General features: G+C 70.8%; 8 protein-coding genes. 7 read left to right on the top strand and 1 reads right to left on the bottom strand.

All coding sequences use genetic code 11. From position 1 onward, the window contains the following. Positions 1 to 252 precede the first annotated feature (252 nt). The 7 genes from VF632_RS09945 (at position 253) to VF632_RS09915 (ending at position 13689) form a co-directional block, all read left to right on the top strand. Complete coding sequence (locus VF632_RS09945) at positions 253 to 2091, top strand: glycoside hydrolase family 3 protein (RefSeq protein ID WP_331022725.1); 1839 nt, start codon at positions 253 to 255, stop codon at positions 2089 to 2091. 345 nt (positions 2092 to 2436) lie between these two features. Then, positions 2437 to 5469 carry a SusC/RagA family TonB-linked outer membrane protein gene (locus tag VF632_RS09940; protein WP_331022724.1) on the top strand — a complete coding sequence of 1011 codons (3033 nt, stop codon included), beginning with the start codon at positions 2437 to 2439 and terminating at the stop codon, positions 5467 to 5469. 16 nt (positions 5470 to 5485) lie between these two features. After that, positions 5486 to 6838, top strand: coding sequence for a hypothetical protein (locus VF632_RS09935; protein WP_331022723.1), 1353 nt, complete (start codon positions 5486 to 5488; stop codon positions 6836 to 6838). Positions 6839 to 6925: 87 nt separating this feature from the next. Next, positions 6926 to 8539 carry a glycoside hydrolase family 10 protein gene (locus tag VF632_RS09930; protein ID WP_331022722.1) on the top strand — a complete coding sequence of 538 codons (1614 nt, stop codon included), beginning with the start codon at positions 6926 to 6928 and terminating at the stop codon, positions 8537 to 8539. Positions 8540 to 9658: 1119 nt separating this feature from the next. Continuing rightward, positions 9659 to 10774: a glycine cleavage system aminomethyltransferase GcvT gene (gcvT, locus tag VF632_RS09925; protein ID WP_331022721.1), complete on the top strand. Its 1116-nt coding sequence runs from the start codon at positions 9659 to 9661 to the stop codon at positions 10772 to 10774. Between the two features lie 40 nt (positions 10775 to 10814). Continuing rightward, positions 10815 to 12398, top strand: coding sequence for a sigma-54 dependent transcriptional regulator (locus tag VF632_RS09920; protein ID WP_331022720.1), 1584 nt, complete (start codon positions 10815 to 10817; stop codon positions 12396 to 12398). A gap of 115 nt (positions 12399 to 12513) precedes the next feature. Next, a complete protein-coding gene (locus tag VF632_RS09915; RefSeq protein ID WP_331022719.1) occupies positions 12514 to 13689 on the top strand; it encodes a hypothetical protein in 1176 nt (391 codons plus the stop codon). Between the two features lie 558 nt (positions 13690 to 14247). Here the strand turns inward: VF632_RS09915 and VF632_RS09910 are convergent. Then, positions 14248 to 14532, bottom strand: a complete 285-nt coding sequence (locus VF632_RS09910; protein ID WP_331022718.1) for a hypothetical protein — start codon at positions 14530 to 14532, stop codon at positions 14248 to 14250. Positions 14533 to 14568: the final 36 nt, after the last annotated feature.

Genomic DNA, 14568 nt, shown 5'->3' with positions numbered 1-14568 from the left:
TCAGAAGATGTACACTCTGTGTTCTTATGGCAACGATTGCGTACACTCGGCTCACCCGCTGTTCATCTCCATTCTACCGCCCGAACCGTGATCGCTGCGGTGTCGCCGGCAGCAGGATCGCGGGTGCCAGTCCGTCGTTGGCGTATTCCTGGAGTAGTCATTCAGCTCCGTCGTTCGACGCGGGGCCAGGAATCGCTACCGTTGCCCCCGCGTCCCCACCCGGCGTACCTTCGCGGCAACCCCCATCCCGCGATGCCCATGATCCGCCTGCCGTCCGTCCTGCTCCTGCTGACTCTGGGCTGCGCCCCCGCCGCCTCCCCACCCACCGCCGCCTCCCCACCCACCGCCGCCCCGGTCCAGGCCCCCTCCGCCGCCGCAGACGGTCTGGACGCCGAGCAGCAGGCTTGGGTGGACAGCACCCTCGCGTCCCTCACCCTGCGGCAGAAGGCCGGGCAGGTGGTGTTCGGGTGGACGGGGGGCGAGTACGTGGCGGCCGACTCGCCGGAGATGGACCGGCTGCTGGAGATGGTGGAGCGCGACGGCATCGGGGGGCTGGTGATTTCGATGGGGCTGCCCCACAGCTACGCCGCCAAGCTGAACGCCCTGCAGCGCCGCGCCCCCGTGCCGCTGCTGGTGACCACCGACATGGAGAACGGGCCGGGGATGCGGCTGGCGGGCGGGTACGCGCTGCCGTCGCTGCTCCCCCTGGGCGGGGGAACGTCGTTTCCGCCCGTGATGGCGCTGGGGGCCATCGGCTCCGATTCGCTGGCGTACCAGGTGGGGCGGGTGATCGGGCGCGAGGCGCGGGCGGTGGGGGTTCACCTGACGTTCGGGCCCGTGCTGGACGTGAACTCCAACCCGCTGAACCCCATCATCAACGTCCGCTCGTTCGGCGAGAACGCGGGAGAGGTGGCGCGCCTGGCATCGGCCATGTCGCGGGGGATCCGCTCCGCCGGGCTGCTGTCGGCGGGCAAGCACTTTCCCGGTCACGGCGACACCGAGGCCGACACCCACATCGGCTTCGCCGCCATCCGCGCCGACCGCGCCCGGCTCGACTCGGTGGAGCTGGTGCCCTTCCGCGCCGCCGTGCGCGCCGGCATGGACGGGATGATGGTGGCGCACATCTCCATGACCGGCCTCGAGGGCCCGGAGGCGGCCCCGGCCTCGCTGTCGCCCGCCATCACCCGCGACCTGCTTCGCCGCGACCTGGGGTTCGGCGGGCTGGTGTTCACCGACGCCATGAACATGGGCGCGGTGATCCGGCGCTACGGCCAGCGCGAGCCCCTGCTGCTGGCGATGGAGGCTGGCGCCGACGTGCTGCTGCAGCCCATCGACCCCCGCGAGGCGGTGGACGCCGTGGTCGCCGCCGTACAGGCCGGCCGCGTCACCCCGGAGCGGCTGGACGGCTCCGTGCGCCGCATCCTCGCCGCCAAGGCCCGCGCCGGGCTTCACCGGCGGCGGACGACCGAGCTGGACAGCGTGGAAGCGGTCGTGGGGGCGCGCCCGCACGGCGAGCTGGCGCAGGCGGTGGCCGAGCGGTCCATCACCCTGGTCCGCGACGAAGCGGGACAGGTGCCCCTGGCGCCGGGTAGGCGGGTGCTGTCCATCACCTACGCGCAGCCGTCGGACATCATGGCCGGGCGCGCATTCGACCGCGAGCTGGCGGCGGGCGGGTGGACGGTGGCCAGCGCCCGCGTGGACGACCGCACGCCCGCGGACGAGTACGCCCGCCTGCGCGCGCTGGCCGACTCGGCGGACGTGGTGGTGGCGTCGGCGTACGTGATGCCGCGCGAACACAGCGGAACCGTGGGCGCGCGGGGCGGATTTCCCGCGCTGGTGCAGTCGCTGGCCACGGCGGGGCGCCCGGTGGTGGCGGTGTCGTTCGGCAGCCCCTACCTGGTGGAGGCGTTTCCCGCCGTTCCCGCGTACCTGCTGGCGTGGGGCGGCGCGGAGGTCAGCCAGCGCGCCGCCGCCCGCGCCCTGGCGGGCGAAGCGGCCATCGGCGGACGCCTCCCCGTGTCGCTTCCGCCGCGCCACCCGCTCGGCACCGGGCTGACACGCCCGGTGCGCACCGCCCCCGGCCACCCGTGACGCGCCATCGTGTGCACGCCGACCGTCGAGCAGCGCTCAGGCGTGCCATCCTCCCGATTACGATTTCGTAACTTTTGTCTTGTCAGCGAGGCCCGGGCGGCGTATCCTGTCCACCATCAACTCGGCTGGCGATCGGGCCTGGGGGCCGCCAGGCTCCCTCGCGCACGTGACGGACGCTTCGCATCCGCGCGCAACGCGGTCGCCGCCCCGCCGCATCATGCGAACGGGCGGGCCGCGGTTCCGGGCGCGCCCCACCCCCGTACCGGAGGAAGAACTCCCCCCGAATTTCGTTCTGGTCCGGTTCCCGATCCATCCACGAATAATTCACGATTTCAGGAGGACGAGATGGGCTTTCCCATCCAACGGAAGGGCTGGCTGAGGCTGGCCGCGGCCGTGGGGCTGCTGTGCGCCGCCGCGCCGTCGCTGGCCGCGCAGGGCGGCACCATCCGCGGCACCGTCGTAGAATCCGGCAACCGCCAGCCCCTGGCGGGCGCGACGGTGGCGGGCGGCGGCCGCAGCACGGTGACCAACGCCGCCGGCGAGTTCACGCTGTCGGAGGTGTCCGCGGGCCGGGTGCAGGTGCGGGCCACGCGGCTGGGCTACCAGGCCGGCGAAGCCTCGGTGTCGGTGTCCGCGGGCGAAACGGTGCGCGCCGACCTGGCGCTTGCCCCGGCCACGCTGGGGCTGGATGCCATCGTGGTGACCGGCACGCCGGGCGCCACCGCACGGCGAACGGTGGGCAACGCCATCACCCAGCTGGACGTGGAAGAGGTGACGGCCGTCACCAACGTGACCAACGTCGCCGAGATCCTGCAGGCCCGCACCCCGGGCGTGCAGATCGTTCCCAACGCCGGCACCCCGGGCGCCGCCCCCGACATCCGCATCCGCGGCGCCTCGTCGTTCCTGGGCAACCAGCCGGTGGTGTACGTGGACGGGATCCGCTACGACATCGGGTCGCTGGGCAACTTTTCGCCGGGCGGGGCGGGACTCACGCCCAACGGCAACTTCCAGACGACCTCGGGGCTGAGCTTCCTGAACCCGGAGGACATCGAGTCCATCGAGGTGATCAAGGGGCCCGCGGCGTCCACCCTGTACGGGGCCGAGGCGGCCAGCGGCGTCATCCAGATCATCACCAAGCGGGGCGGACGCGGCCAGCAGCGCCCCCAGTGGGGCTTCAAGTTCGAGGCGGGCCGCAGCGACCTGGCGCTGGACCTGCCCATCAACTACACGACCTGCGACTCGGTCAAGCAGGCCGACGCGGCGGGGTGGCCCGGGTGCGTGGGCGTGCCGCGCAACACGGTGCTCACCGACCGGCCGATGCTGCGCGACCCCGACGCGCTTCGCGACGGCAACCTGAACCGGGTGACGATGTCGGTGCGTGGCGGGGGTGACCGGTACTCGTACTACGTGGCGGGCGACCTGAACAACGAAGACGGCGTTCTCTACAACAGCTACAGCCGCTCCAACTCGGTGCGGGCCAACTTCGGGCTGAACCCCAGCTCGGAGCTGGATTTCCAGGTGAACACCAGCTACATCCAGGGCCGGCTGCGCCTGCCGGTGGGCGACGAGTCCGGCAACGGCCTGCTGCTGAGCGCGGTGCGCGGACGCCCCGGACGCGTGGCCACCAACGCCGACCCCCTGCGCAGCGGGTGGGCCGGGCTGGCTCCGTACCAGGCCAACGAATACAACAACCTCACGAACACCGACCGCCTGACGCTGGGGATCACGGCCAACTACCGCCCGTGGGAATGGTTCCGCAACCGCCTGACGGTGGGAGTGGACTTCGCCTCGAACCTCGCGCAGATCATTTCGGAGCCGGGCTCCACCGACTCGCCGTCGGGGCTCACGGCGCAGCGGGCGCCGCGCAACCACTTCTACACGCTGGACTACGCCGGCAGCGTGGTCAACGACCTCACGGACGCGGTCGAGTCCACGACGTCGTTCGGCGTGAACGTGGTCAACAAGCAGTACGAGACGCTGTTCGCCTCGGGCGTGGGCCTGGGGGCGCCCGACGTTACGCTGATCGGCTCGGCGCAGACGCGCGACGCCAGCAACGCCTTCACCCAGCAGAAGTCGCTGGGGCTGTTCGCCCAGCAGCAGTTCGGCTTCCGCAACCGCCTGTACCTGACGGGCGCGCTGCGGATGGACAACAACTCGGCGTTCGGCGCGGAGATCCACCGCCTGCTGTACCCCAAGGCCGCGCTCTCCTGGGTGCTTTCCGACGAGCCCGGGCTGGCGCCGGTGTTCGAGCGCATCCATGCCAGCAGCTTCAAGTTCCGTACGGCGTGGGGCCAGGCCGGACGCGCCCCGGACCCGTATTCCGCCACGCAGACCTTCACCATCAACACCGTGGCGCTGGGGACGGGCTCCACGGTGACCACCGGCTCGGCGCTGCGCACCTCGTCGTACGGAAACCCCGACCTGAAGCCCGAGCGCGGCTCGGAGCTGGAGATCGGCTTCGACGCGGCGTTCCTGGACGACCGGGTGGGCATCGACTTCACGCATTACAACAAGCGGATGGTCGACGTGATCGTCGCCCAGGCCATTCCCGGCTCGTCCGGCTTCGCCAGCTCGCGGTTCTACAACCTGGGCGAAACGCTGAACACCGGGATCGAGCTGGGGCTGAACGCCACGCCGGTGGACCTGCGCAACTTCCGCTGGGAAAGCCGCCTGAACCTGTCCACCAACCGCAACGAGCTGGTGAGCTTCGGCGACACGGCCAAGAAGTTCGAGAACGTCTTTTCGTCGTACGCATCCAACATCGACGCCGCGCAGCGGCACGCACCCGGGTACCCGCTCGCCGGGTTCTGGGGCCGCTTCCCGGAACTGGACGCCAATGGGAACGTGAAGTTCAACGCGGCGGGCAACGCGGTGGTGCTGGAGGCGGACCCGCGCTACATCGGCCCGGCGCTTCCCACGCGCGAGATCGGCTTCTCCAACTCGGTGACGCTGTTCCGCTACCTGCGGCTGTACGGCCTGCTGGACTACAAGGGCGGCAACTACGTGTTCAACTTCAAGGAGTTCGGGCGCTGCAACAGCAACCTGAACTGCGCCGTGGTGAACGACGCGACGGTGGGCGACACGGCCAAGCTCCTGGCCCGCACCAACCGCTCGCAATACGTGGAGCGGGCCGACTTCATCAAGCTGCGCGACCTTTCACTGACCTACACGGTTCCGGGCTCGCTGCTTTCGCGCACCCATACGGGAATGCGCGACGTGAGCGTGACCCTGGCCGGGCACAACCTGGCGCTGTGGACCGACTACAGCGGGATCGACCCGGAGGTGAACACGGCCGCCAACCGCCTGTTCGCCCGGACCGATGCCTACTCCATGCCGATGAACCGGCGCGTGTCGGTTGCCGTCAACCTCAGCTTCTGATCCGGAGCGACAGCGAATGCACACATTCAAGACGCGTCGCCGCTGGTTCCGCGCGGCCACCATGGCGGCGGCTTTCGCCGCCATGGGAGCCGCCGGCGGCTGCAGCGACTTCCTGGCGGTCGAGAACCCGGGCGCCGTCGAGACCGAGGACCTGAACGATCCGAAGTACATCGGCCTCCTGGTGAACGGGGTGATCGGCGAGTTTCAGCCTACGCTTCCCGTCGTGGCGTACTACTCGGCGGTGTTCACCGACGAGCTGCGCAACCACCACAACTTCTTCGAGGAGAAGCTGATCGACCAGCGCAACGTCACGCCCGACAACGCGACGTACGTGACGCTGGTGTACAACCCCATGCACCGCGCGCGCTTCCTGGCCGACAGCGCGGCCGCCTACCTGCGCGGCTTCCTGGCCGACTCGGCGGGCCGAGACCTGCGGCTGGCGCGCGTGCAGGCGTACGGCGGGTACTCGTACGTGCTGCTGGGCGAAACGCTGTGCGCGTCGCCCGTGAACATGGGGCCCGTGCTTTCGTCGAACGAGCTGCTGGCGCTGGCCGTAACCCGGTTCACCGACGTGCTGAGCATTACCGACGCGGCCAAGGCGCTGCCCACGGCCACCGCGGGGCAGAAGGCGACGGCCGACTCGCTGGCCAACCTCGCGCGGGTGGGGATCGCACGCGCCTACCTGCAGATGGGCAACAAGGCCAAGGCCCTCGAGTTCGCCTCGCAGGTGCCGGCGGCGTACGAGTTCCGCTCGTACTACTCCATCAACAGCACGCGCGAGAACAACCCCATCTTCGGCCGCCTGTCGCAGGTGGGAAGCATTTCGGGCGGGCTCGACTTCACCCCGTGGGAAACGGTGACCGCCGACCCGCGGGTTCCCCGCCCGGCGGCCAACGAGCCCACGCTGGATGGGATACGCGCGCACCTTCCCAACTCGCCCCTCCAGTACAGCTCGTACAACAACACGGTGGTCGGCGCCGAGTTCGTCCGCGACGGGTGGCTGCGCATGGCGTCGGGGCTGGAGGCGCAGTACATCGTGGCGGAGGCCGCGGGGCCCACCACCGCGACCATCGCCTTCATCGAGAGCCGGCGAGCGATCGATCCGACGGGCCGCGCGGCCGCGGCGACCACCACCGCCAACTTCCTGGCGAACCTGCGGGAGCAGCGGGCCCGCGACTTCTACCTGTCGGGGCACCGGCTGGGCGACATGCGGCGCTACAAGGCGCAGCACGGGGTTGACCTGTTCCCCTCCGGGCCGTACGAGAACTCGTCGAGCGGCGAGGTCTACGGGTCGCTGACCAACAACCAGACGTGCTTCCCGCTCTCGGCCGCCGAGATCTCGGGGAACCCCAACGTGCCGAAGAGCTGAGCGGGCGGTGTTTTTTCTTCGAGGAAGGCCCGGCGGGGAATCGCCGGGCCTTTCCGTTCCTACCGTGGACCTGAACGGAGAAGGCAGATGAGGTGCTTTTCGGTTCGATGCGGCGCCCTGACGGCCGCCGCCGCGCTGGGACTTTCGGCGTGCGCGGGCGGCGGTCGCCCCGCGTCCGGCCCGGCCGCCGCACCCGTCCCGGCCGCAGCCGAGGTCCAGGCCGAGGCGCTTCCCCCGGTGCCGCGCGAGTTCCGGGCGGTGTGGGTGGCGACGGTGGCCAACATCGACTGGCCGTCGCGTCCCGGCCTTTCCCCCGACTCGCAGCGGGCGGAGCTGGTGGCCATCATGGACCGTTCGGCGGCGCTCAACCTGAACGCCGTGATCCTGCAGGTGCGGCCGGCGGGCGACGCGCTGTACGCCTCGCCCCACGAGCCGTGGTCGGAGTACCTGACGGGCCAGTCGGGGCGCGATCCGGGGTACGACCCGCTGGCCTTTGCCGTGGACGAGGCGCACCGCCGCGGGATGGAGCTTCACGCCTGGTTCAATCCCTATCGCGCGCGCCACCCCTCGGCCCGGTCTGAGAACACGGAATCGCACATCACCCGGCGCCGGCCGGACCTGGTGCGCCAGTACGGCGGGAACGTGTGGATGGACCCCGGCGAGCCCGAGGTGCGCGCCCATTCGCTGCGGGTGATGCTGGACGTGGTGAGCCGGTACGACATCGACGGCGTTCACGTGGACGACTACTTCTACCCGTATCCCGAAAGGGACTCGGCCGGGCCCATCGGCTTTCCTGACGAGCCCAGCTGGCGGAAGTACGTCGCGGGCGGCGGCCGGCTGGCGCGCGACGACTGGCGCCGCGAAAACGTCAACACGCTGATCCGCGAGGTGTACCGCGGCATCAAGGACCGGAAGCCGTGGGTGAAGTTCGGGATCAGCCCGTTCGGCTTCTACCGGCCGGGATATCCGGCGGGGCAGGGAACGCCCTTCGACCAGTACGCGCAATTGTACGCCGACGCGCGGCTGTGGCTGCGGGAGGGGTGGATGGACTACTTCACCCCGCAGCTGTACTGGCCCATCTCGCGGCCGGACCTGAGCTATCCCGTGCTGCTGCGGTGGTGGGTCGAGCAGAACGTGCACAACCGGCACATGTGGCCGGGCAACTTCACCAGCCGGGTAGAAGTGCCGCCCGCGGGGTGGCGCGCCGAGGAGATCACCGACCAGGTGTGGGTGACGCGGGGGATGCCGGGCGCCACGGGCAACGTGCACTTCAGCATGAGGGTGTTCCTGCAGGACCGCGATTCCATCAACGAGCGGCTGGTGGCCGGCCCCTACCGGCACCGGGCGCTGGTTCCCGCCTCGCCCTGGCTGGGCGGCGGGGTGCTGGCCGCGCCCGGCGTGACGGTGCAGCTCACCTCGCCCGAGCGGCTGCTGTCGGTGCAGATGCAGCCGGCGGCGGGGACGGACCCGCGCTGGTGGGTGGTGCGCTGGCGGCGGGGGAGCACGTGGGGCGTGGACGTGGTGCCCGGCGCGGACCGCACCTACACCATTCCCGAGCCCGCCGCGCCCCCCACCCCAGCCGCGCCCGCAGCCCCGGCGCCGGCACCCGCGGCGGTGGACCTGGTCACCGTCTCCGCGGTGGACCGCCTGGGTGTGGAGGGGGAGGCTGCGCGCGCCGTTCCCCCGGCGGTCACGCCGTAACCCGCCGAGGGCTCGGGCCCGTCCCGGCGGTTGAAACCGCAGCTGGAAATTCACGAAGTCCGCCTTCGCGGACTGCATGCACAGTCGAGTGCTCAAGGCCAGCCGAAGCGCAATCGAATCGCCCCTCGCTCGCAAGCGGGAGAGGGGCTGCACATCGGGTTGGGGTGGTGCGTCCAGTCCCTGTGTGGTGCCGGGGCCTGTCATCCTGAGGCCCAGACGAGCGATCCTCGCCCGTATACGATCCCTCGCGGGCCGAAGGATCTAACGGCGGACACGTACGAGCTTGAGCGCGGCAGCGGGCACGGTAGCCGAGGCCTCGGCCCCCGTCCCGGCGGTTGAAACCGCAGCTGGAAAGTCACGAAGTCCGCCTTCGCGGACTGCACGTGCAGTGGTGTGCGCGAAGCCAGCCGGGGTGTTGCGTCCAGTGCCGCCGTGGCGACGGGGCCTGTGATCCTGAGGCCCAGGCGAACGATCCTCGCCCGTAAACGATCCCTCGCGGGCCGAAGGATCTAACCGCGGACGGTTCCAAGCCGAGGCGCGGCAGCGGGTACGGTAGCCGAGGCCAGCGGCCCTGCTGGGGCGACTGAAGTCGCGGCAACGACGGCCCGAAGTCCGCCTTCGCGGACTGCTCGCGCAGTGGTGTGCGCGAGGCCAACCGAAGCGCACACGAATTCTCCCCTCTCCGCATGCGCAGCATGCGGAGAGGGGCCGGGGGAGGGGCCTCCCGCGGCATGCGCCGGCCCGATTCGAAGCGCCCCGACGTCGCGGCCTCTGCACGGGTGTCCGCTGCCGCGCCCCGGCTTGGAAGCGCCCCAGGCAAGATCCTTCGGCCCGTGCAGCGCGGTGTACGGGCGGGTACGGCGCGCCTGGGCCTCAGGATGACAGGCCGTTGCGCTACCGTGACTTGGGAGCGGCTCCACTCTGGCTCCCTTCCCCCGCGCGGTTTGCGGGGGAAGGGTTGGGGATGGGGGGCGCCCGTCGCCGCACCGAACTCCGCCCCTTCCGACATCCTCCGCCGCCTCCCATCCTCTCCCCTCCATCCTCTCGCCCGCTCCGGCGGGGTGTGCTAGATTGGCAGCCCGCGATCCGCGAGCGAATCACCCGCACCCGAACGTCCCGATGGCCGAGGGCACCCTTCTGCGCACCCCGCTGCACGGCGAGCACGCCGCGCTCAACGCCAAGCTGGTCCCCTTCGCGGGGTACGAGATGCCGGTGCAGTACCCCACCGGCATCACGGCCGAGCACCACGCCGTGCGCAAGGCCGCGGGGCTGTTCGACGTGTCGCACATGGGCGAGTTCGAGGTGCGCGGCGACCGGGCGATGGAGTTCGTGCAGTACGTGACGACCAACGACGTCAGCAAGATGACGGTCGGGCAGGCGCAGTACGGCACCCTGCTGAACCACGAGGGCAAGCTGCTGGACGACCTGATCGTCTATCGCTATCCCGGCCACTACATGCTGGTGGTCAACGGCAGCAACAAGGATAAGGACTTCCACTGGATCTCGCAGTTCACGGAGCAGTTCGGCGTGGAGCTGGTGGACCGGACGGACGCGATCGCCCTGCTGGCGCTGCAGGGCCCGCGCGCGGAGGAGATCCTGCGCGGGCTGACGGACGCCGACCTTCCCGCCATCCGCTACTACCGCTTCGCCGAGGGCACGGTGGACGGCATCGAGGCGACCATCAGCCGCACGGGCTACACCGGCGAGGACGGCTTCGAGCTGTACGTGCCGGCCGCGGACGCGCCGCGGCTGTGGCGCCGCCTGCTGGAGGTGGGCGCCGATGCCGGCCTGCTCCCCGCGGGGCTGGGCTGCCGCGACTCGCTGCGGCTGGAGATGGGCTACGCCCTGTACGGCAACGACCTGGACGAGGACACCACGCCGCTGGAGGCGGGGCTGGGCTGGGTGGTCAAGCTGGACAAGGGCGACTTCGTGGGCCGCGAGGCGCTGGCCAGGCAGAAGGAGCAGGGGGTGCAGAAGCGCCTGGTGGGCTTCCGGCTGAAGGAGCGCGGCTTTCCCCGCCACGGCTACCCGGTGGCGGTGGACGGGAGCGAGGCGGGCGTGGTCACCAGCGGCACGTCGAGCCCGTCGCTGGGGCAGGGGATCGGCATGGCGTACGTGCCCACGGCCGCCGCCAAGCCCGGAACGGAGATCGGCATCGTCATCCGCAACGCGGCCGTGCCCGCGGAGGTGGTGAGGCCGCCGTTCTACACGGGCGGCTCGGTGAAGAAGGACTGATTTCCTCGTTGATTCACGACGAAGCGATCCGGATTCGAGAGTGGCGGAAGCGGTCCTGATTACCACGGACGACCTGGAGCCGGCGGTACGGCTGCGGGCGGCCTTCGAGGGGCAGAACCTGCGGGTGGAGCTGCTGGCCCCCGGAGAGGCGCTGGACGATGCCCTGGCGGAGCCCATCCTGGTGGTGATCACCGGCGGCCTGCGCGAGCGCCGCGCCCGCGCGCTCATCCAGGCGGCCCGGGAGCGCGGCCGCACGCCCATCATCGGCCTGACGGAGCCCACGGAGCCGTCCGGCCGCGACATCTGCCGCCAGCTGGGCATCCACGAGTGCTTCCCCAAGCCCGTCGACGCCGACGAGGTGGCGCTGGTGGGGCGGCGGCTGGTGCAGCGCCAGGAGCTGCGCGAAATCACCGGCATCGTCGGCGAAACCGCGGCGATGGAGGAGGTGCTGGAGCGCATCGTCCAGATCGCCCCGGTCAACTCCACCGTGCTCGTCCTGGGCGAAAGCGGCACCGGCAAGGAGCTGGTGGCGCGCGGCATCCACGCCCTCTCGCCGCGGCGGCACCGGCCGTTCATCGCCGTCAACGTGGCCGCGCTCCCCGAAAACCTGCTGGAAAGCGAGCTCTTCGGCCACGAGAAGGGCTCGTTCACCGGCGCGACCGACCGGCGCAAGGGCTTCTTCGAGCTGGCGAACGGCGGGTCCATCTTCCTGGACGAGATCGGCGAGATGCCGCTCTCCACGCAGACCAAGCTGCTGCGCGTCCTGGAAGAGCGCGAGTTCCGGCGCGTGGGCGGCGAAGAATCCATTCGCGTGGACGTGCGCGTGATCGCCGCCACCAACCGCGAAATGCGCCAGGAGGTGGAGGTCGGCGAGTTCCGCCGCGACCTGTACCACCGCCTGAACGTCCTGCGCATCGACCTTCCGCCGCTACGCGCCCGCCGCGACGACGTGCCGCGGCTGATCGAGGGCTTCATCCGCCAGTTCAGCGCCGAGCACGAGCGGCCGTTCCTGGGCATCGACCCGGAAGCGCTCGAGATCCTGGTGAACTACGACTGGCCGGGGAACGTCCGCGAGCTGAAGAACCTGATCGAGAGCATGGTGGTGCTGGCGCCCGGCCGCGTCATCCGCCCCGAGGACATTCCCCCCGAGGTGCGCCACGGCCGGCGCGAGACGCTGCTCCCCGTGGCGCTCGCGCGGCAGAACGGGCCGCGCGACGACGGCGGGCGGTCCTCGGGGGCGCCGCCGCCGGAGCTGGAGTTCATCCTGCGCGCGCTGTACGACCTGCGGGTGGACATGGAAGACCTGCGGCGCGAGTTCGAAGTCTATCGTGCCCGCCAGCGCGACCCGATGGCCATTCCCGCCGCGCCCAACGCGTACGGGGCGTATCAACCGATCGCGCTCGGCCCGCCGCCGATGGTGGACCTGGCCCCGGAGCCGGAGCCTGTGCGCGAGGAGGGGACGGTGGTGTTCCGCCCCGGCAAGACGATGAGCGACCTGGAGCACGAGGCCATCAACGCCGCGCTCCTCCACAGCCGCGGCAACCGCCGCAAGGCCGCGGAGATGCTGGGCATCGGCGAGCGGACGCTGTACCGCAAGCTCAAGGAATACGGCATCGAGACCTGAGGGTCGATGCAGTGGGATTCATGGCGACCGCCGGGCCTGGGCTCGGCGGTTCGCTTTTTGTGTGGAGCGCCGCGGACGCGTACCTGCGGGTGAGACGACACCGATCACGAGCCGGATGACGAAGACAGACGGAACGCTGGACCTGTTCGCCATCACCGCGCCGGGGCTGGAGCCGCTGGCCGCGGCAGAGCTGCGGGCGATGGGGATCGACGGGGTGGTGGAGCCGGGCGGCGTGTCGTGGTCCGGACCGCCCGGGCAGATGTACGAGGCCAACCTCCGGCTGCGGACGGCGAGCCGGGTGGTCGTCCGTGCCGCCAGCTTTCGCGCACGCACCTTCTTCGAGCTGGAGCGGCACGCGCGCAAGGTCCCGTGGGACCGTTGGGTGAACCGCGGCGGGGCCGTGCGCCTGCGGGTGACGACCAAGAAGAGCAAGCTGTACCACGAGGGCGCCATCGCCGAGCGCCTGCTGGACGCCATCACCCGCGCGGTCGGTCCCGTGGCGGCCGGCGCGCTGGGCAAGGACGAGGACGAGGCGGATCAGCTCGAGGCGGCCGATGCGCAGCTGTTCATCGTCCGCTTCGTGCGCGACGAATGCGTGATCAGCGCCGATTCGTCCGGTGCGCTGCTGCACTTTCGTGGATACCGGCAGGCGCTCGCCAAGGCGCCGCTTCGCGAGACGCTGGCCGCGGCGATGCTGCTGGGGAGCCGCTGGAACCCCCGCGCGCCGCTGCTCGATCCCATGTGCGGATCGGGGACGATCGTCATCGAAGGCGCCCTGATGGCCCGCGGCATCGCGCCCGGCCTGGCGAACGCGGACCGGCAGCCACGCCCGTTCGCGTTCACGTCATGGCCGGATTTCGACTCCGCCGCGTGGGAATCGATCGTGGACCGTGCGCGGGGCGGGATCCGGCCGGCCGCGGGCCTCCCCATCCTGGGATCGGACCGGGACGAGGGTGCCATCCAGGCCGCGGCCGCGAACGCCGCCCGCGCGGGGGTGGGGGATGACGTGGACCTGAGCGCGCGCCCGCTGTCCGCGATCGAGCCGCCGGAGGGGCCGGGGTGGATGGTCAGCAACCCGCCCTACGGCATTCGCGTTGGCGAGCGCGATCCGCTGCGCAACCTGTACTCGGCGCTGGGCCGCACGCTGCGGGAACGGTGCCCCGGGTGGACGCTGGCGCTGCTCTCGGCCGATCGCATGCTGGAGGGGCACACGGGCGTGCCATTCGACGACGCCTTCCGCACCAGCAACGGGGGGATTCCGGTCAGGCTGGTGGTCGGGCGCGTGGAGTAGCCGGGCGATACCCCGCCGATCCCACACCCCGCAACCCCAGATAAAGCCGCCGTTGGGGAAGCGGTAAGCCTGCACGCACGCCGCACCTGCCACACGACGTCCGGAGCGCGATGTCATCCCGAAGGAGCGGCCCCGCCAAACCTGACTCGACAACGTAGACCGCAGCGACTGAGGGATCCGCCACACACTCAGGAAGCGCGCGAAACCCGCCTCTGCACGACCGCCTGGGCTGGAAATTCGGTCGCGCCACAAAGCCCTCACCACACAAGAACAAGCCAGTCCACGAAGGTGGACTTCGTGTGGCTGTTGCAGCGAATTCATTCGCCCGTGCAGGGTTGGGCGCTCCCTCGAGCCCGAACTCAGCGCGGCCGAAGGATCGGCGACCGCTGCCGCGCCCATGTTTCGAAGCTTCCTCGGTTAGATCCTTCGCCCCGCGAGGCATCGGGTGCGGGCCGGTGCCGTGCGCCTGGGGCTCAGGATGACAGAAAGGGCCGGGCCCCGATGCACGGAGCCGGCCCGATCTCAATCATCCGCCGGGAATCGCCAGGGCGGCCCAGCCTACTCGCGCGGAGGGTCGCCCGGCTGGTAGGGAAGCTGGTTCATCAGGTAGCGCACCACGCCGTCCACCTTGGACGTGCGCAGCCGGTCCGTGCGCGCGCCGACGATCGTCGTATTGCCATGGCGGTGCACCTCGACTACGACGGTGCCTTCGCCCCCGGAGTAGGTGCGCTCGTGGTGGCCGTCGCGGCTCAACGCAAGCTCACCGCGGGTGGTGAGGATCTCGTCGGTCCGCGCCCAGATGTCGCTGAGCGTCAGCACGGTGGTGCGCTCGTAGTCCGCCATCGTCCAAACCTTCGGTAAGGGGGCCGCCGCGCCCCG

Source organism: Longimicrobium sp. (assembly GCF_036388275.1).
Lineage (GTDB): Bacteria > Gemmatimonadota > Gemmatimonadetes > Longimicrobiales > Longimicrobiaceae > Longimicrobium.
This window is presented reverse-complemented; position numbering and strand designations above follow the sequence as displayed.